Genomic DNA, 19,626 nt, shown 5'->3' on the forward strand with positions numbered 1-19,626 from the left:
CCGCGAAGATCATCTGCGGCGCGAGAGGACACCGGGGTTGGCGACGGCGATCCCGGCACCCAGGGCCAGCGCATCTTCAACAAATCCGGTCGCGGTCTGACCGTATCGCTGCATGGCGGCGCAGCGCATGCGCCAGCCGACATAGGAAGAAATCATCGCAGAACCCACCGCCATGAGCGCGCTCTGTGTGCGTTGACCCTTGGGCGCCAGCGCCGCACCGGCATAAGCAGCGGTAATCGCCCTGACTGCAAGGCCCACCGGCACTATCCGGTCCGGCGCGGTCTTCATCTTGTCGCCGGCCATTTCGGCGGCTGCCAGGGCTGCCGTGCCCAAAGCGATTGCAGGACTTTGCAGGAGAGACTGCAAGGGAAGCTGCGCTGGCACGGCCTCTCGCCTCGTCGCCAGAGCGATCGAGGCCAGCGGAGCAATGCCGCGCTGGCCTGCAACGAGGCCTATGAGAAAAGACCGTATCATGCGTTCTCGCTCCAGGTGCTAGCTATCCAATACACGAAGGCTCCCGTTCGATCCCGGTGACCGTCATCTCCACAAAGGAACGACTTCCCGGCTACGGCGCTATGTCGTCAGAAGCATGTCGAGCGGCGAACAATGGCAAGAGCAGCGACACCCCCCGCATACCCCGCCACACAGTGGGTCAGCGCAACGCGCGAGCTGCGACCTTTTGCGGCGGTGTCATGCACACCGGCGCTGTCACACCGGGTTCGTGGGGATCGATGAAGATCGCCACCTACAACGTGAACGGCGTCAACGCTCGCCTCCCCGTTTTGCTGCGATGGCTTGAACTGGCGCAGCCCGATGTGGTGTGCCTGCAGGAACTGAAGGCGCGCGACGAAAGGTTTCCGGAGCAAGCCTTCCACGATCTTGGCTACGATGCGGTCTGGAACGGCCAGAAAAGCTGGAACGGTGTTGCGATCCTCAGCCGGGTGGGCGAAATTCACGAAACCCGGCGGGGTCTTCCTGCAGATCCGGACCGAACGCAGAGCCGCTACATCGAGGCGGCAGTGCAAGGCGTTCTCATCGCGTGCCTTTACCTGCCCAATGGCAATCCACGGCCGGGCCCCAGGTTCGAATACAAGCTGCGCTGGTTCGAACGTCTGGAAGCGCATCTTGGCACCCTCGTCTCGCTCGACGCGCCGGTGGTGATCGCTGGAGATTTCAATGTCATGCCGACCGACATCGACGTCTATGTGCCTGATCGCTGGCGGGACGACGCCCTGTTTGCACCCGAGGTGAGGGCCGCATACGCGCGCCTTCTGAAGCAGGGCTGGATCGATGCCCTGCGTGAACTTCACCCCGGACAGCACATATACACCTTCTGGAAATACTGGCGCCGCTCGTTCGAGAGGGACGCCGGGCTACGGATCGATCACCTTCTCCTCAACCCCCTGGCGGCCAGGCGCCTGAAAGCTGCCGAAGTCGACCGGCGCCCGCGCGGATGGGACAAGACAAGCGATCATGCGCCGGTGTGGATAGAGCTTTCCGACAAGCCCGTTCGCGCCAGGACAAGGAAAGACGCCTCTTCGCACCGGTGAAAAATGCGTGACTTGGGCTGATCCGGCGCTGCGGCGTGGCAGCAACGGCCCCGGCCCGATGCTGGGGAGGCGGCATGATGCCGCCACGGATTCGATAAACCCAAGGCAGAATCTACGCCCGCGATGCGAACAAACTTTGTCGTTCGGACGTTGCCGGGCAAACTCAGGAGATCAGGGCATGAACGACTTTCCCGCATCGCGCCGCACCGTCCTTGGCGGCGCCGCACTGGGCCTCATGGCGAGCGGGGCTTCGACCCCGGCGGCGGCGCAAGTAGGCGCAGCTACCGCACCCATGCTTCGCGATCCGCGTTCCAAATATCGCCGTGAACCGTTTCCCGAACAGCGCCAGCCCTGGCCTGCGCTGGCCGGCAAGATGGATCCACGCCCCGATCACGGCGAAACCAGCTACAGGGGTTCTGGCAGGCTGGTGGGCCGCAAGGCGCTGGTCACGGGCGGCGACAGCGGCATCGGGCGCGCTGCGGCCATCGCCTTTGCGCGCGAAGGTGCCGACGTCGCCATCAATTACCACCCCTCCGAAGAACCGGACGCGCGCGAAGTGGTTGACCTGATCCGGCAGGCCGGGCGCAAGGCGGTGGCGGTGCCCGCCGACATCCGCAGCCGGGCCGCCTGCGAACAGACGGTGCGCAAGGCCATTGCCGAGCTTGGCGGGCTGGACATCCTCGTCAACAACGCCGCCTACCAGCAGAGCAAGGCGGACATCATGGACATTTCCGACGAGCAGTTCGTGCGCACGTACGAAACCAACGTCTATCACGTCTTCCGCTTCAGCAAGGCTGCGATCCCCAGCCTGCCGCCGGGCGCGGTGATCATCAACACGATCTCGGTCAACGCCTACGACCCCGGAGAAGAACTCATCGATTATGCCTCTACCAAGGCGGCGATCCTCAACCTTACCAAAGGCATGGCCAAGCAGCTGGCGAAGAAGGGCATCCGCGTGAACGCCGTCTCTCCCGGCCCGATCTGGACGCCGCTGCAGGTGGCCGGCGGGCAGCTTCCCGGCAAGATGGGGGAGTTCGGGCAGGACACGCCGCTGGGACGCGCAGGACAGCCTGCAGAGCTGGGGTCGCTGTTCGTCGCGCTGGCGTCGGACGAGGCGAGCTTCTCCACCGGCACCGCAGTCGGCGCCCATGGCGGCAAGGGCAACCCCTGATGTGACGACGCATGGCGGGGTGGCGCGGGTCGTTGCGATGCGCCACCCCGCTTTGCGATGGGTCAGGCCACAGTGAAGCGGTAATCGCCCGATCCCACCTCCACCACGAACTTCTGGCCGCGCAGGCCGATCACCTTTACGTCCGGCGCATCGGCCACGGCCTTGCCCCCTTCCCGTACAGCATCGGCTGAGCGGGCCGGCAGGCATACTTCCGCGCGGGAATTTGCCGGCACCGTGATCCGCGCCTCGAACCGGCCCGATTTGTACGTCCAGTCGGTGACGATCCGGCCCACCACGCTGTCGTAAGTCGCCCCGCCCCGGTTCAGGCGCGGGTCCAGCACCGGATCGAAGCGCCACTTTAGGAAGCCCGCCTCCAACGGGTCGATCCCGGCGATGCGGCGGAACACGAAGCCTGCCACCGCCCCCAGCGCATAGTGGTTGTACGAATTCATCGACGCATCGGCCATGTCGGCGTTCCAGCGCTCCCAGATCGTCGTCGCACCCTTGGCGATCATGTAGCCCCATGACGGGAACGCCGTGCGCAGCAGCAGGTCGTAGACCAGCGCATGCTGCCCCTGATCGGCCAGCGCATCGAGGCTGAACGGCGTACCCAGGAACCCGGTGGACAGTAGCGTGCCGCGCCGCCCGATGTCCGCTGCCAGCTTCTGCGTGGCCGCGGCCTGCAGCGTAGCGGGCACCAGTCCGAACCGCAGCGCCAGGATATAGCCGCATTGCGATCCGTTGCCGACGCTGCCGTCAGGGCGGACGAACGCTGCGGCGAATGCGGCGGCAATGTCGTTCGACAGCTGCGCATAGCGTTCGGCTTCGGGCTGGCGTCTGGCACCCGTGGCCATCTGCGCCATGGCATCGGCGGAGCGCTTCCACATGGCGGTGGCGATGAGATCCTTGGGCGTCGTTTCGTCGCCGGGCTCCTTGGCGTCCAGCGCCACCCAGTCGCCATAGTCGTAGCCGCGCAGGTTGCGCCAGACGTGGTCGGGGTTGTGCTGCGCGATGAAGCGCATGTAGCGGGTCATCGCTGCCCAATTACGCTCGACGATGGCGGTGTCGCCATAGCGCTGCCAGACCGTCCACGGCAGGATGACGCCCGCGTCCGCCCAGCCCGGCGAAGCGCCCAGCAACTGGTCGCGCCAGCCCGACGGCGCGTAGTCGGGAAACTCTCCGCGTGGTCCCTGCGCATCGCGCATGTCGCCCATGAAGCGGCGGGTGAAGGGGCCGACGTCCATGGTGAAGGCGGCGGCGTCCCAGAACACGTTGGCGTCGCCGGTCCAGCCCAGCCGCTCGTCGCGCTGCGGGCAGTCGGTGGGCACGCCGAAGAAGTTGGAGCGCTGGCTCCAGCGGCTGTTCTGCCACAGGCCCTGGACGATGCGGTTTTCCACCAGCGGCCTGCCGGTTTCGGGCAAGGCGCTGGACACGACGATGCCGGTCACCTCGTCCGCCGTTGGCGCGCGGCCCAGCCCGCTGACTTCGACGTAGCGGAACCCGAAGTAGGTGAAGTGCGGCTGATAAGTCTCGCCCGCCGGATCGCCGCGCAGGGTATAGAGGCAGGCGCAACGGGCCGAGCGCAGGTTCGCCTGATCAACCCGGCCATCGGTGCCCAGAATCTCCGCGAATTTCAGCGAAATCTGCTGACCGGACGCGCCCTTCGCTTTCAGTTCCACCCAGCCTGCGAAGTTCTGGCCGAAGTCGATGACGTGCCGGTCGCCTTCGAAACTGGTGATCGTACGCGGCGTCATCCGCTCTATCGCCTGCAACGGCGGCGCAACGTGAGAGACGAGCGCGCAGGGCGGCGTCGCGCCGATGTGGGCAGGCACCCAGCCCGGTGCATTGAACCCCGGCTGCGACCAGCCCGGCTGTTCAAGGCGTGCGTCGTAGTCCTCTCCGTAGTAGATTTCGGCCTGCGTCACCGGGCTTTCGGGGCGCAGCTGCCAGTCCTTGTCGGTGGCGATCAGGGTGCGGGTGCCGTCGGTGTGCTCCACCTCCAGCTGCGCAAAAAGGCGCAGCGGCGGGTCACCGAAGGCGTACCGGCCCGCAGGCGCGTGATAGCTGCCGTACCAGCCCTCTCCCAGCATAGCGCCGATGGCATTCGCGCCCGCGCGAAGCAACCGGGTAACGTCGTAAGTGCGATAGAGCGCGGTGAAGCGGAAATCGCTGCTTTCCGGGGCCAGTCGCGCTTCTCCCACGGGCTGGCCGTTGATCTGCGCCACGTATGCCCCCAGCGCAGTCATCCGCAAGCGCGCCTGCCGGACCGGCTTCGCCAGCCGGAATTCACGCCGCAGCATATAGGCACCGACGCGCGGCCAGGCCTGGGGCTGGTTGGCAGAGCGTGCGGCCTTGTCCCAACCCGCATCGTCGAAAGCGACGGTGGACCATCCGTCACCGGCATGTAGCGCGGTTCGCATCGCCTCGCTGGTGATACGCCGGTCGCCCACACGGATCATCGCCGTGGCGGCGATTTCATGGATCTTCGGCCCGTTGAAGCCGCGCGGATTTTCCACCCGAAATCCCAGAACGTGGCGCCCGGCAGGCAGATTGCGCACCGTCACCGCCACTGGATCGATGCCGAAGCGCTTGAAGCCCACCGGCACCTGCACCTGCTCTCCATCCAGCCACAGGGTGGACTTGAAATTGGCGGCGGTGAACAGTGTGGCCTCTCCCGCATGGTCGAGGTCGAAGGCCAGCCGGAAGAAGCGCGGGCTTTCATCTGTCGTGCGATCGCCGCGCATCCATACCAGCCCGGCGGCGCGATCGGCGCGTTCGAGGTCGGTCTGCGCTTCGATCCACTGCGCGGTCCAGTCAGCCTTGTCGAGGAGGCCCATCTCGAACGTGGCGACCGGGCTGGTCGCCTTCACCCCGGCGTCGTCGCGCACCAGCACACGCCAGTAGACCTTCTGCCGGGACTTCAGCGGCGCGCCCAGCCAGCCCATGTCCATGCTGCGCCGGGTCAGGACTTCGCCCGCGTGCCAAAGGTCGGGCGTGCCTGCTTCCAGCAGCGCGCGGGTGCAGGCGGCCTGCACTTCGCAGCGCACCTGCGTCACGCCGCGCCGTTCACTTTCCAGCCGCCAGGACAGGCGCACGTCTTGCTGATCGAGGCCGATGGGATCGACCAGCCCCTCGGTCTTGAGATCGACGATGCGCAGGGACTGGCGTTCCTGCCCCAGCGCCGTTTGCAGCGGCACACCGGCGGCTGCGCCCAGCACTCCTGCGCCTTTCAGCAGCGCGCGGCGGTCCAGCCCGGTCATGGCCGCACCCCGGCGGCGTCTATCACCGCCTGCGCGTCTGCGGGCCAGTTGCGGTCGGGCACAAGCGGGTTATCACGCGCCACGTTGCCGATCTCCTCCAGCCAGCGCCCGCCCGTGGTGTTGACCGTATGCCAGTTGCCGGTTGCTACGTTGTCGGTGGAGATGCGCCGTTTGTACATCGCGCCCGCGGTGTTGATGTTGAGCCACTTTCCGCCCGTCTCCACCACGTTGCCGGTGACGCGGAAGTGCTTCGATCCTTCGTCAAGGTAGATGGCGATGCGGTTGCCGATGTCGAAGATGTGGTTGCCGCGGATCACCGCGCCGGGATTTGCGGACAGGTTGTAGATCGCGCCGCCGTCCATGAACCAGGTCTTCACGCCGTGGATGCGGTTCCCTTCTACCACCGTGTCGCGCAGCGTGGTTGGGGTGGTGAACTTGCGGTTGTGGACGTAGCCCTTCGCGTTCTCGTCATAGTTCGGGTTACCGCCCGCGTCGTTGTAGCCCCAGCCCCAGCCCACCGCGATCCCGTCGTAAGGGGCGTCGCTGATGTCGTTATGGGCGATCCGCGCGCCGGACACATATGTCGTCAGTATCGCGGCATTGTCGCGATAGTCCTGGCTGACGGTGGCGACGGTGTTGTCCTCTATCGCAAGGTCGCGGTTGACCAGCGCGGCGTCATCAGGGTGGTGCGCCTCGATCCGCACTCCGCCCGCCATGATCGCGCTGCCGGACAGCACGGCAAAGCGGTTGCGCGATACGCGGATGCCCTGCGTCGCCAGCCCGGCGCCCGAAAGATTGGCATTGGCATCGTTGCCGATCCCCAACGCCACTTGTCCCAGTTGCGAGAATGTGTTGCCGGTGAACGTCACGTCGCGCGCTGCCGAAACCTGCACGGCGGCGGGCATCTGGTGCCACTTCTGACGCATGGATTCGAACTCCACGCAGCCCCAGCCGCAGCTTTTCCACGCATCGGCGGGGCGGATCGGGCTTGTCTCGTAAAGGAAGGCGCCGCTCTGCTGGTTGGCGTAGCCCGTCGAGCGCGAGGGGCCGAGCCAACTGGTATGGGAAAAACGCAGGCCCTCGAACCGAAGGCGCTCCACCGGGGCCTTGGGCGTGCCGGCAATCGACACCAGCGATTCCAGCCTGGGCACCACGACTTCGCGCTTCGCGATGTCCTCGTCCAGACCCATGCGCAGGTAGAGCTTGCCCGCCTGCGGGTCGATCACCCACTGGTAAGGGCGCGAATGCCATTCGTTGGCCTTGCCCACGAACTCCAGCGCGCCGATCAGGAACAGGCGGCTGTCGTCGGGGAAGATGGGCTTGGAGATCGTGTCATAGCCCCAGGTGTTGTTGTCCCACGCGGGCTGCTGCATGGTGACGTGGCGCCCTTCGATGGCCTTGACCGGAGATATGCGGTCGGTGAAGAAGCCCGTCGCCTCCAGTTCGACGCGCGACGGTGCGGCCAGCGTGGAGAGCCAGCCCAGCTTGGGATCGTTCACGGTGAAACCGGTGGCGTCGAACGTAAGGTCGACCGCGCGGATTTCCATCCAAGGACGTTCGCCCAGCGTGCCATCCACCCAGACCTGCCGCGTGTCCAGCCCTTTGGGCACGTCAGCCACCCAGATGCGGCGCTCTGCATCGAAGGGCCGAAAGCCGCCCACGGTCATCCCGCCCGAGATCACCGGATGCGCGCCCGGCGCAGCCTTCCAGGTGACGCTGTGGCCGCCCTGCCCGCCGTCGGCACGGCGAAACAGCAGCGGCGCGTCGAGCCGCCATGTCCCTTCGGCCAGCAGCACGGTGACGTCGGACCTGGCATTGCTCTGGCGGACAAGGGCCTGCGCGCGGGGCAGCGAGCGGACCGGGCGCGCCTGCGTGCCGGGGTTGCGATCGTCCCCCTGCGGCGAGACGTGAACCTCGACGGACTGCGCCTGCGCCAGCACCGGCAGCGCGCTGCAGCCTGCAGCCAGCACGGCCACGATGCGCGCGACGGTACGGGCCGCGATCCGGGCCTCTGTCATGTTCCTCTCCCTTGTTTTTTAACGTGTGAAGGCGAGCCCTAGCTTGTCCAGCCTCCGTCGATGACGTGGATCGCACCGGTGGTGAAAGCGGATTCGTCCGACGCCAGATAGACCGCCAGCGCCGCCAGTTCCGCCGCGCTGCCGAACCGGCCCATCGGCTGACGGGCGGTAAAGTCGGCATAGGCCTTGTCGAAATCGCCGGTGTCGTGCAGCCGCTGGATCAGCGACGGCGTCTCCACCGTGCCGGGGCAGATCGCGTTGCAGCGGATACCCTGCGAAACGAAGTCCACCGCGACCGACTTGGTCAGCCCGATCACCGCTGCCTTGGTGGTGGAGTAGGCAAAGCGGTTGGGCACCGCCTTCACGCTGGACGCCACCGAGGACATGTTGATGATCGACCCGCCGCCACGCGCAATCATGTTGGGCAGGATGGCGCGGATCATCCGATATTGGGCGGTGACGTTGAGGGAGTTGGAGAACGCCCATGCGTCTTCGTCGCAGTCAAGGATCGTGCCGGGATGGACGAACCCTGCGCAGTTGAACAGCACGTCGATCTCGGGATGGGCCGCTGCTACGGCACTAACGGCCTGCGCATCCGTCACGTCGAGGACGACCGTTTCCGCGTCCGCGAAATCGGCGAGCGGCTCTGCGCGAATGTCGGTGGCGATCACGCGTGCGCCTTCGCGCAGGAACGCTTCGGCGCTGGCGCGACCGATGCCTTGCCCGGCGGCGGTCACCAGTGCGGTCTTGCCTGCTAGACGCCCCATGCTCTCTCCAATATTATAATACGTATGATGAATATCTCATCGGGCGGGCTGATGTCAATGAGCGATCTGCCGCATCATCCGGCGCCTGCCCGCCAGTCCCGCCGTCACGCCCCGCGTGCGCGGGAATGACGGCAGAGGACATCAGGCTCAGCCCGCGACGAATTCCTGCCGCTGGACGCCCAGTTTCTCGATGCCGAGTTCCACGACGTCGCCGGCCTTGAGGTACCAGGGTTCCGGCTTCTGGCCGAGACCCACGCCCGGCGGGGTGCCGGTGGTGATGACGTCGCCCGGCAGCAGGCGCATGAAGCGGCTGAGATAGGAAACGATCTGGGCCACGGTGAAGATCATCGTCGCACTGGAGCCGTCCTGTACGCGCTTGCCGTTGACTTCCAGCCACATCGACAGCGCCTGCGGATCGCCAACCTCGTCGGCGGTGACAAGCCATGGACCGATCGGGCCGAAACCGGGAAAGCCCTTGCCCTTGTCCCAGGTGGCGCCGCGTTCCAACTGCCATTCGCGTTCCGACACGTCATTGATGACGCAATAGCCCGCTACATGATCCAGCGCCGTCGCCTCGTCTACCTGCCACGCTTCGGTGCCAATGATCACGCCAAGTTCCACTTCCCAGTCGGTCTTGCGCGACCCGGGTGGGACCTGGACGGGATCGTTCGGTCCCTGAATGCAACTGACCCACTTGTTGAAGACGACCGGCTCCTCGGGGATCGGCAGGTTGGATTCGGCGGCGTGGTCCGCATAGTTCAGGCCGATCGCCACGAACTGGCGCGTCCCGGTCACGCACCGGCCGTAACGCACGCCGTCCTCAATCAGCGGCAGTGAGGACGGATCGATGGCGGCAAGTCGCGCAAGCCCCTCGACACCGATCGTATCCTGGTCGATATCTGCAACATGCGCGGACAGATCGCGCAGTGCACCTTCGGCATCGACAAGGGCGGGACGCTCGTTTCCGGGTTCCCCGACGCGGCACAGTTTCATTCGGCATCCTTTCTTTTCGATGGGGTCGGCATGGACACACGCCATTTGATTTGTATGATGTAGTATGTTTAAACCGGATGCAAGCGTGTAAGCGATGGCCGGACGGAGAGATGACAGTGCGACCCCGCATGCTTGATTCCCATCAGCATTTCTGGCGCATCGACGCGCCTGAATGCAACTGGCCCGATACCGACTGGCCACTGCTCCATCGCGATTTCCTGCCGGATGACCTCAGGGCGCAAGCGACCGGATGCGATCTGGCGGGCACCATCCTGGTCCAGTCACAGCCGGACGACCGCGATACCGACTGGCTGTTCGCCCTTGCAGCCGGCGAACCCATGGTGCGCGGCATCGTCGCCTGGGCCGCGCTGGATGCTCCGGATGCAGCGAAGCGGATCGCGGCGCTGGCCGGTCGGCCCAAGTGCCGGGGCCTGCGCCCGATGCTTCAGGCAATCGCCGATCCGGACTGGATCCTGCTGCCTGAACTTGAACCCGGCATCCGCGCCATGGTGGATCACGGCCTGCGCTTCGATGCGCTGGTGGAGCCCCGGCACCTGCCCGCGCTGCTCCGGTTCGCGCGGCTCTGGCCCGACCTGCCGATCGTGATCGACCATGCCGCGAAACCCGATGCCGCCCGTGGCGTGCTGGACCCCTGGCACGGCGATCTGGCGGCGCTGGCCGCCCTGCCCAACGTGTGGTGCAAGCTTTCCGGACTGCGCACGCAGCAGGCGCCAGGACAGCTCTCGGCGGATCTGGCGCCATGGGTCTCGCATGTGCTGGCCTGCTTCGGTGATCGGACCATGTGGGGCAGCGACTGGCCCGTACTGCTTCATATGGGCGATACATATGGCGAGTGGGTGGATGCGACGCTGGCCCTCGTGGCAGATCTGGACGACGCCGCTCGCGACCGCCTTTTCGCGGGTGCCGCCATCGAATTCTACGGGCTGGGATGATGCGACCATGACGATGCCCGAACTTCCCGGAAAGCTGGGCTTCGGTTCCGCCGCCATCGGCAATCTCTATCGCCCGGTGACGGAGGGGGACGCGCGAGCTGTGGTTGAGGCGGCCTGGGCGGCGGGCCTGCGGTATTTCGACACGGCTCCCCACTACGGATTCGGCCTCAGCGAGCGTCGCTTGGGCGATGCGCTGGCCGTGCTGGACCCGAACGGCACCGCGGTTATTTCCACCAAGGTCGGTCGGCGACTGGACCCGGTCCCGGACGCGGACCTTGGCTCGGTGCGGCAGGGCTTCGTCTCTCCCGAACCCTTCGAGAGCGTGTTCGACTATGGCTACGATGCCGTCATGCAGTCCTTCGAGGACAGCCTGAAGCGGCTGCGGCGCGGCAGGATCGACATCCTGCTGGCCCACGACATCGGTCGCTATGCCCATGGCGATGGGCACGCATCACAGATGCGACGTTTCCTAGACGGCGGCCTGCGCGCCATGCACGAACTGCGGGACGGGGGCGCGGTGAAGGCCATCGGGCTGGGCGTCAACGAAACCGCAGTGTGCGAGGAAGTGCTGCAGCATACCGACCTCGACGTGATCCTGCTGGCGGGGCGCTATACCCTGTTGGAACAGTCGCCGCTGCACCGCCTGTTTCCGCTTTGCGCCAGCCGGGGGGTGCGGATTGTCGCCGGGGCGCCATTCAACTCGGGGATATTGGCGCGGGGCGTCCGGGGCGGCTCTCCGGCACCTTACGAATATGGCGCGCCGCCCGCCGCCGTGGTCGAAAAGGTAGGCCGGATCGAGGATATCTGTGCCGACTTCGGCATCCCTCTGGCCGCGGCGGCGCTGCAGTTTCCGCTGCGTCACCCGGTGGTGGAAGCGGTGGTGCCCGGCGTCGCCTCGCCCGCCGAACTGAACGCCACCACCACGCTGGCCGCCACCCCGATCCCGGAGAACTTCTGGGCCGCGCTGGAGGCGCAGGGGCTGACAAGCGGCACTTGAAGCAGCCCTCGCTGCGCTTCGGCGCGTTTGAAATCAACAAAGCCGCTTGTTGTCGCGATGCGATTGCACTAGGCGTCACGCGCCGGGGATCGCTCCCCGGTCGATCGCGCCGGTGTCCCGAAAGGGACTTAATAGGGAACGTGGTGCGGACGCCTTCCGCTGTGAAGGCCGTCCAAATCCGCGGCTGTCCCTGCAACTGTAAGCGGTGAGCGCGATGCATATGGTCGGCAGGGCAAGGCGCCCATGCCGCAGCCACTGGGCCGGACGCTGAAACAAGCGAGGCCTGGGAAGGCCGTGCATCAAGCGATGACCCGTGAGCCAGGAGACCTGCCGGCGTTCGGTCGCTCTTGCCCTGGTCCAGGGGATGGCCGCGGCACGGTGAACTCCGTTTGAGCGACAGGAAGCTGGCGGTCGGACCGTCGACGGCATGGTTTTGCCGGGCGTCTTCGCGCGCCCGGAACCCGTGCATTCGCAACCGTTACAGGGCTACCTGTAACGGTATCCGACCGTTCTCGAACTTGTTGGCCACCGGCAGATCGTGCTGCCGGTGTCGCCGTCGCTTGAGGGGAACGAAGTGCGAAGAAGGACAGGCAGCAGGTCTGTAAGATCCATGGCCGGAAGGCTTCATGCCTGGCTGGGGCTGACGGTCGGCCTCGTGCTGTCAATGTGCGGGCTGACGGGGTCGTATCTGGCGTTCTATCAGGAGATCGAACGCATCGCCCTGCCCGCGCTGCAATCATCGCCCGGCGTCAGGCCGCACAGCTACGAGGGCGTCTACCGCGCACTGCACAAGATGGAGGCGCCGGAGCGGGGGGACTGGAACATCGAACTGCCCGCCGAAGGCGGCGTAATCACCAGCCGCCTGCCCGGTCACGGCGGCCAGCGCATGGTGTCGCTCGATCCTGCGACGTTGACGGTCGTGCGCGACGTGCGCTGGGGCGGGACCGTTTCGACGTGGCTTTATGAACTGCATTATCGGCTGCTAATGGGACGCACCGGCGCCACCGTGATGGGCATTGTCGGGCTGGCGGTCATGGCCCTGCTGATTCTGGGCACGGTGCTGTGGTGGCGGTCGGGGCGGTCGCTGCGCAGTCGGGTGGCGTTGCGGGTCGGCGGTCCGCTGGAGCGCACGATCCACGACGCGCACCGCCTGCTGGGCATCGGCAGTCTGGGGCTGCTGCTGATCGTGGCGGCCACGGCCACAGCGATGAGTCTGCCCTGGCAAGTCAGGCCGCTGCTGCAGATGTTTTCTGCGCCCTCCCCGCTGCCAAAGCCCGTTTCCGATCCAGAGCACGGCAGGCCGCGCATCCCCGTCGATGCAGCCCTCGCCGCCGCGCGCGCCGCACGTCCGGACGCCGATCTGCGCTGGATCAAAGTGCCGTCGAGGGCCGAGGGCGCTTATGAAATCCGCTTCTGGCAAGCGGGAGAGCCGGGCACGCGCTTTCCCAAAAGCCAGATCTGGGTCGATCGTTACGATGGCCGGGTGCTGGCGATCCACGATGGCCCGCGAGATTCCGCCGGGGATCGCATCCAGGCCTGGTTCTACCCGCTCCACAGCGGCGAGGTGTTCGGCCTGGTCGGGCGCATCATCGTGGCGCTGCTGGGGCTGGTCCCGGCGGTTCTCTTCATCACCGGGCTGATCCGCTGGCGTGGCAAGCAGGCCCGCCTTTCGGCCCATCGCCAGCGGTCGCAAGCAGCGGTTCACCGCAAGGTTTCAAATTAAGACAGGGGGAAATCCAATGGTAATAATTACGTCCGTTTCTCACACGGCGCTGGCGCTGTCCATGCTTGGCATGATGACGGCATCGCCCGCCATGGCCAACGAAGAGGATACCGCGCCCGGCGATACCATCATCGTCAGCGGCGCACGCGAGATCGTGCTCGACACACCTTCGCAGACCGGTTCGCGCCTGAACCTGACCGTTCGCGAAACGCCTGCGACGCTCGACGTGCTGACGCAGGACCGGTTTCTGGAACGTGGTCTGCGCACCTCGAACGAGGCACTGAACAGCGCGCCGGGCGTCACTGCCATCGACACCGGCGGCTCGCCCGGCACTGTGTCGAGGCGCGGCTTTGGCGGCAATTCCGTGTCGCACAACTACGACGGCATCCACCAGCCATCAACGATGACATCGCGCAACTTCGACAGCTTCGCCTTCGACCGGATCGAGGTGCTGAAGGGCCCCGGGTCCGTGCTGTACGGCGAAGGCGGCATGGGCGGGTCGATCAACTTCGTGCCCAAGAAGCCCGTGCTGGAAACAACAGCCTTCAACGGCCTCGCGCAGTACGCAACGTTCAACACCTTCCGGCTTGCCGCAGATGCCAACGTTCCACTGGGTGACAAACTGGCCGTGCGCGCGCTTGTCAGCTATGCCGGATCGGACGGGTACATCGACCGGGTCAGGTCGGAAAGCCTGTCTGCCAACCTTGGCGTGCAGTTGCAGCCGACCGATAACCTCAGCATCTATCTGGCGGCGGAGTATTTCTGGAAGCTGGACGGCCCGATCTACTGGGGCACGCCGCTGGTCGGCAGCGCCATCGCCCGCGACCCCAGCGGTCTTGTCACGACCGCCAACGGGCTGGTGCTTGACCTGGCGCTGCGGGACACGAACCTGCAGTATGCCGATGCGCGCATCCGGTCGGACAGCACATGGCTGCGCTCGCAGGTGAAGTGGAAAATCTCCGACGTCTGGAGCCTGCGCAACGACCTGTCCTATAACAACGGCGACCGGCTGTGGTACGATGCCGAAAGCTATAGCTATGCAGCCGCCACCCAGCGGGTCAGCCGCCGTGCCACGTATATCCGCAATCCGCTGGATTTCTGGCACGAACGGCTGGCCCTTTCTGCCGACGGGCCGCTGCTGGGCCACCGCAACCGCTTCCTGCTGGGCGTGGAGCACAGCGAGAACGACCACACCAGCATCCGCCGTTTCGGGCTGGCCCAGTCGATCAACCCGTATGACTTCGAGCCGGGCCTGTTTCCGCAGATCACGCCCGCGAATTTCCCCGGCGCAGGCAACTTTGCGGATTCGGCTGCGAAGATCAGCATCGATGCGGTGTTTGGAGAAAATGCCTACAACCTGACCGACGGGCTCCTGGTAGTGGTTGGCGGCCGATATGAATCGATGAAGCTCAGGCGCACGGTCGTGGACTACAACCTCGACAATGTGTCCTCGTTCGATCGCACCTACAACCCGTTCTCCTACCGGGCCGGGCTGGTCTACGACATCGGCGCGAAGACGCAGCTCTATGCCCAGTATACGCGCGGCGCAGAGGCGGTGGGAACGCTGGTGCTGCTGTCGCTGACCAACGCCGGTTTCGAACTGACCAAGGGCGAATCCGCCGAAGTGGGCCTGAAGGGATCCTGGCTGGACGACCGGATCACCGCGACCCTGTCAGGCTACTGGATCCGCCAGAAGGACATCATCACCCGCGACCTTGAGACCAACACCGCGTTTCAGGGCGGCGCGCAGTCTTCGCGAGGCGTGGAACTGGCGCTTTCCGCCGCGATCACGCCGCAGTTCCGGCTCGACGGGAATCTTGCCGTGCTGGACGCGAAGTACGACGACCTGATCGAGGCGGGCGGCGCGAACCGTACCGGCAACACCCCGCCCAACGTCGCCGGGGCCGTGGCGAACCTGTTCGCCGTCTACCAGTTCGAACCGGTTCCGCTGAAACTCACGGCCGGAATGCGCCATACGGGCAGGACATACGGCAACACCGCCAATACCGTGAAGATCGACGGCTACACGATCTTCGATGCGTCGATCGGCTATGCCTTCGACTTCGGCGACGTGACGCTGCGCGCGCGTAACCTGACGGACCGCACCTACATCGAATGGGGCGGCGCCAGCGCCGTCTATCTGGGCGCGCCACGCACCGTCGAGGTCATGTTCCGGGCGAAGTTCTGACGCCCGTGCGGGTCCGGCCCTGCCTTAAGGCAGAGGCCGGACCGCAGCGTTGGCTCAGAAAGCGGCGGTCAGCGAGGCGATGACGGCGCCATCGGCGATGGAGCCGGTCCCGTCCTGCCCTTTGCTGAAATTGGGCTGCAGGCGTGCGGCCCCGGCCCGCGAAATGTCCGTGTCCACGTAGGAGACGTTGAGCGTCAGGTTCCGCCACGAAGCATCCAGCCCCAGCGACCAGTCCCAGTAGCTGCCCGTAGGGGCCACGCTGGTGCCGTTCGGGCCAAGGCCGGGGTTGCCCCAGGAATGACCGACGTGCGCTCTGGCGGTCAGCGGCGTGCCGGCGATGGCCAGCGCGCCGTCGCCCCAAAGGTAGAGGTTGTCCTGCTTCTGCCCGCGGCTGTCCGGTGCGTTCGACACGTTGGCCAGCGCGTACTGCTTTGGCGCGTAGGCCACGCCTGCAGTCAGCGTGGCCGGTCCGGTGGTGCCTGACAGCTTGGCATAGGGTTCTGCGAAGTCGGTATCGGAAGCGCCGCTTGGGTACATGTACCACACCAGGCCTACGTCCAGCGTCGCGCTGTCGGACAGCTTGGCCTTGTAGCCGCCAATCAGGTCCAGTTCCATGTTGGCGCCGCCGAAGGTGCCCCATCCGGCCAGATTCGACCCCCATGCCCCGACATAGACGCCGCTTTCGTGACTGAGCGTGACGCCGCCTTGCACCGCCATCCCCTTGTCGGATTGTGAAACGCCGCGAAAGCGATAGTCCGACGCGATGGTGGCCGAACCGGAAACGGTGAGTGCGTCCGGCGTGTCGGCATCCTGAGCATGGGCGGCAAGCGGAGCCAGTCCGGCAAACAGGACGGCAAGCGTTACGATGGTCTTCATGATGTCCTCTTGGAAGGCTCCGCGTATTGACGGAGCGTGTCGAGGCGAGCCAATTAGTTCAGAAGGTAGTTTAATATCGAGACTTAAAGATCTAAAATTGCATAGTATTTTCTTTATGCGCGGTCCCGGAACGATAGTATGTCGAAGTCGCGTGGATCGATCCGCGCGGCAGACCACTTGGCAGGCAGCGGAACCGCCCTCCACAGACCCGCACCCACGAACAGCAATGCATTGCCAGCGATCAGCAGCAGCACCAGCACCGCGCACCGGCCAAGTTCGGCCATGCTTGCCGGTGCAGGCGGGTGGGCGTGCACCCGCACGTACAGATCGCACCCCACGACCCATGCCAGCGATAGAATGGCCAGTCCGCCCAGGCGCAACCCGATCCGGGCCGCCACCGTTTCATGCCACCGCGTCACGAAGATACCTCCACTAGGAGGCGATTCAGCTACGCAGATGCGCATAGCATTGCGAGATCGAGAACCCTCTGCGAGCATTGAGATTACATAGGATCGGACGGCAAATACGACGAACTGAGCCAATCCTATGCAAATCCTATGCGACGCGGCATGTCTGCACATGGAGATCATATGCCGTTCTGTGGCATTGCCACGGTCGGACCGCAGATGGGGCACGACTTGAACACCGCAGGCATGAGTGAGACCGCAGGCATAAGACACGAACGGGAACATCAGGGCGGCCTTCCAAAGCTGACCCTGGGCGCGCTGGGCGTGGTGTTCGGCGACATCGGCACATCGCCGCTCTATGCGCTGAAGGAGAGCTTCGTCGGCCATCATCCGCTGGTGGTCGATGCCCCGCGCATCTACGGCGTGCTCTCGCTGATCTTCTGGACGATGACGCTGATCGTGACGGCGAAGTACGTCTTCATCATCATGCGTGCCGACAACGAAGGCGAAGGCGGCAGCATGGCGCTGCTGGCGCTGATCGGGCGCACGCTGGGCGAGACGCGCTGGACGCCTGCGATCGCCATGCTGGGCGTACTGGCCGCCGCGCTGTTCTACGGCGATGCGATCATCACGCCTGCCATGTCGGTACTTTCGGCGGTGGAGGGGCTGACCATCGTCGAAAGCTCGCTGGCGGATCTGGTGGTGCCGATCTCGGTCGTGATCCTTGTTGGCCTGTTCCTGATCCAGAAGCACGGCACAGAAAAGGTCGGCACCTTCTTCGGCCCGATCATGGCGGTCTACTTCATCGTACTGGCGGTGCTGGGCATCGCCAACATCGTGCAGCACCCGGAGATCGTGGGCATCCTCAACCCCTGGTGGGTGGTGCGCTTCTTCGCGATCGATCCGACGCTGGCGTTTCTTGCCATGGGTTCGGTGGTACTTTCGGTGACGGGGGCAGAGGCGCTCTATGCCGATATGGGCCACTTCGGCCGCAAGGCGATCAGCATCGCCTGGCTCTATGCGGCATTCCCCTGTCTCATGCTCAACTACATGGGCCAGGGCGCGCTGCTGCTCGACAGTCCAGAGGCCGCCAGCAATCCGTTCTTCCTGCTGGCACCGGAATGGGCGCGCCTGCCGCTGGTGATTCTGGCGACGCTGGCAACCATCATCGCCAGTCAGGCCGTGATCTCGGGCGCGTTCTCGGTGACGCGGCAGGCGGTGCAGCTGGGCTTCCTGCCGCGCCTGCGCATCCTGCACACCAGCGCATCGGCGGCGGGGCAGATCTATATCCCGATCGTCAACTGGGCGCTGCTGGTCCTGGTGCTGGCGCTTGTCCTGTCGTTCCACAGCTCCAGCAATCTGGCGGCGGCATACGGCATCGCGGTGACGGGCACGATGGTCATCACCGCCTGCATGATGGGCGTGCTGACGTTCAGCGTGTGGCGCTGGAACCCGGTGGTCGCGGGGCTGGTCACCGGCGCGTTCCTGGTGATCGACGGCGCCTATTTCCTGTCCAACGCCACCAAGATCCCCGACGGCGGCTGGTTTCCGCTGCTGGTGGCGGGCGTGGTCTTCGTGGCGCTGACCACATGGTCGACGGGCCGCCGCATCATGCGCCACTATCTGGCGGTAGGCGCGATGGATCTGGACCTGTTCATCCGATCCACGGCAGGTTCGGTGCGGCGGATTGCCGGAACCGCCATCTTCCTGTCATCCAGCAGCGAAGGCGTGCCCCCCGCCCTGCTTCATAACGTCAAGCACAACAAGATCCTGCACGAACGCGTCATCATCCTGACCGTCGTGACAGAGGACGTGCCGCATATGGCCGCCGAGGAGCGCATAGTAGTGGCCCCCTGCGACGCCGGGTTCTACCGCATCCGCCTGCGCCACGGCTTCATGGAGGAAGTCGACATCCCCGCCGCGATGCAGACGGTGACCGCCTGCGGCGATCCCATCCGGATGATGGACACCAGCTACTTCCTGTCGCGCCAGACGCTGATCGCTTCGGAAAAGCCCGGCATGGCGATCTGGCGCGAAAAGCTGTTCGCCTGGATGATCCGCAACGCGGCAACGCCGATGGAATTCTTCAACCTGCCGACCAACCGCGTGGTGGAACTGGGGTCGCAGGTCGAGATCTAAGGCTCAATCCGCCGCCTCCGGCAGATCGGCCGACAGGCGCAGGCGGTAGCCGATCCCCACCTCGTTGCTGATGATCTGCGGACGCTGGGGATCGGTCTCCAGCTTCTGGCGCAGCGTGCGGATCAGCACGCGCAGGTATTCGACATGGCGTTCGTTCTCGTTCGGCCAGACCTGCGCCATGATCTGCTGGTGCGTGACGACGCGGCCGGGAAACTTCGCCAGCTGGGCCAGCACGGCATATTCCTTGCGCGTCAGGTGGAGTTCCCGGCCCGCCTTGGTGATCGTGCGGTCGAGCAGGTTGATCGCCACGTCGCCGACCGTCAGCGCCGGAACCCCGCCGCCCCGCGTCATGCGGTTGCGCAGTGCCACGCGCACGCGGGCCAGCAGTTCGTCGGTGTCGAACGGCTTGGTCAGGTAATCGTCCGCGCCAAGGTCCAGCGCGGCCACCTTTTCTTCGGTCGCTTCGCGCGCGGATACGATGATGAGGGTGGTCGTCTAATCGCGCGTCATAGAGCAAGTCCTTTCTGTGCCTAGTTGATGTTCAGCGTCATGGCGCCATCGCTGTATGCCGGGAGCAGGGTCGT

The 19,626-nt window shown here is 65.4% G+C and carries 14 protein-coding genes, 1 pseudogene and 1 riboswitch; of the genes and pseudogenes, 7 read left to right on the forward strand and 8 right to left on the reverse strand.

Annotation, left to right across the window (positions count from 1 at the left end; translation table 11 throughout):
* Nucleotides 1-9 precede the first annotated feature (9 nt).
* Nucleotides 10-474, reverse strand: a complete 465-nt coding sequence (locus GGR40_RS07485) for a DUF4126 domain-containing protein (protein ID WP_429275585.1) — start codon at nt 472-474, stop codon at nt 10-12.
* Nucleotides 475-731: 257 nt separating this feature from the next.
* Between GGR40_RS07485 and xth the strand changes: the two genes are divergently transcribed.
* Together xth and GGR40_RS07495 are read left to right on the forward strand one after the other, a co-directional pair.
* Nucleotides 732-1,550: an exodeoxyribonuclease III gene (xth, locus tag GGR40_RS07490; protein WP_429275612.1), complete on the forward strand. Its 819-nt coding sequence runs from the start codon at nt 732-734 to the stop codon at nt 1,548-1,550.
* A gap of 178 nt (nt 1,551-1,728) precedes the next feature.
* Nucleotides 1,729-2,721 (forward strand): SDR family oxidoreductase, encoded by a 993-nt coding sequence (locus GGR40_RS07495; protein WP_429275586.1) that lies wholly within the window; start codon nt 1,729-1,731, stop codon nt 2,719-2,721.
* Nucleotides 2,722-2,783: 62 nt separating this feature from the next.
* Here GGR40_RS07495 and GGR40_RS07500 read toward each other — a convergent pair whose 3' ends face one another.
* The 4 genes from GGR40_RS07500 to GGR40_RS07515 form a co-directional block, all read right to left on the reverse strand.
* Entirely contained in the window at nt 2,784-5,981 is a 3,198-nt protein-coding gene (locus tag GGR40_RS07500; protein ID WP_429275587.1) for an alpha-L-rhamnosidase, read from the reverse strand.
* A complete protein-coding gene (locus tag GGR40_RS07505; RefSeq protein WP_429275588.1) occupies nt 5,978-7,999 on the reverse strand; it encodes a right-handed parallel beta-helix repeat-containing protein in 2,022 nt (673 codons plus the stop codon). Before GGR40_RS07505 ends, GGR40_RS07500 begins: the two co-directional genes overlap by 4 nt.
* 38 nt (nt 8,000-8,037) lie before the next feature.
* Entirely contained in the window at nt 8,038-8,766 is a 729-nt protein-coding gene (locus GGR40_RS07510; RefSeq protein WP_429275589.1) for an SDR family oxidoreductase, read from the reverse strand.
* Nucleotides 8,767-8,913: 147 nt separating this feature from the next.
* Nucleotides 8,914-9,759 carry a fumarylacetoacetate hydrolase family protein gene (locus tag GGR40_RS07515; RefSeq protein ID WP_429275590.1) on the reverse strand — a complete coding sequence of 282 codons (846 nt, stop codon included), beginning with the start codon at nt 9,757-9,759 and terminating at the stop codon, nt 8,914-8,916.
* Between the two features lie 128 nt (nt 9,760-9,887).
* Between GGR40_RS07515 and GGR40_RS07520 the strand changes: the two genes are divergently transcribed.
* The 4 genes from GGR40_RS07520 to GGR40_RS07535 all read left to right on the forward strand — a co-directional run bounded on the left by GGR40_RS07520 (nt 9,888) and on the right by GGR40_RS07535 (nt 15,620).
* Nucleotides 9,888-10,712, forward strand: coding sequence for an amidohydrolase family protein (locus GGR40_RS07520; RefSeq protein WP_429275591.1), 825 nt, complete (start codon nt 9,888-9,890; stop codon nt 10,710-10,712).
* Between the two features lie 7 nt (nt 10,713-10,719).
* A complete protein-coding gene (locus GGR40_RS07525) occupies nt 10,720-11,709 on the forward strand; it encodes an aldo/keto reductase (protein WP_429275592.1) in 990 nt (329 codons plus the stop codon).
* A 93-nt stretch (nt 11,710-11,802) separates the two neighbouring features.
* Nucleotides 11,803-12,058: riboswitch (cobalamin riboswitch) on the forward strand.
* Between the two features lie 261 nt (nt 12,059-12,319).
* A complete protein-coding gene (locus GGR40_RS07530; protein ID WP_429275593.1) occupies nt 12,320-13,432 on the forward strand; it encodes a PepSY-associated TM helix domain-containing protein in 1,113 nt (370 codons plus the stop codon).
* 16 nt (nt 13,433-13,448) lie between these two features.
* Nucleotides 13,449-15,620 carry a TonB-dependent receptor gene (locus GGR40_RS07535; protein ID WP_429275594.1) on the forward strand — a complete coding sequence of 724 codons (2,172 nt, stop codon included), beginning with the start codon at nt 13,449-13,451 and terminating at the stop codon, nt 15,618-15,620.
* Nucleotides 15,621-15,674: 54 nt separating this feature from the next.
* Here GGR40_RS07535 and GGR40_RS07540 read toward each other — a convergent pair whose 3' ends face one another.
* Together GGR40_RS07540 and GGR40_RS07545 are read right to left on the reverse strand one after the other, a co-directional pair.
* Complete coding sequence (locus GGR40_RS07540; protein WP_429275595.1) at nt 15,675-16,496, reverse strand: TorF family putative porin; 822 nt, start codon at nt 16,494-16,496, stop codon at nt 15,675-15,677.
* Between the two features lie 113 nt (nt 16,497-16,609).
* The gene (locus GGR40_RS07545; protein ID WP_429275596.1) at nt 16,610-16,915 is read right to left on the reverse strand and encodes a hypothetical protein; all 306 of its coding nucleotides are present in this window, start codon (nt 16,913-16,915) and stop codon (nt 16,610-16,612) included.
* Nucleotides 16,916-17,149: 234 nt separating this feature from the next.
* On the opposite strand from GGR40_RS07545, the gene GGR40_RS07550 reads away from it, so the two are divergent.
* Complete coding sequence (locus tag GGR40_RS07550) at nt 17,150-19,042, forward strand: potassium transporter Kup (protein WP_429275597.1); 1,893 nt, start codon at nt 17,150-17,152, stop codon at nt 19,040-19,042.
* Nucleotides 19,043-19,045: 3 nt separating this feature from the next.
* On the opposite strand, the pseudogene GGR40_RS07555 reads toward GGR40_RS07550, so the two are convergent.
* A pseudogene (locus tag GGR40_RS07555) lies at nt 19,046-19,534 on the reverse strand (winged helix-turn-helix domain-containing protein); the annotation flags it as partial.
* Between the last annotated feature and the right edge of the window lie 92 nt (nt 19,535-19,626).

This window comes from Novosphingobium gossypii (assembly GCF_050433305.1).
Classification (GTDB): Bacteria; Pseudomonadota; Alphaproteobacteria; order Sphingomonadales; family Sphingomonadaceae; genus Novosphingobium; species Novosphingobium gossypii.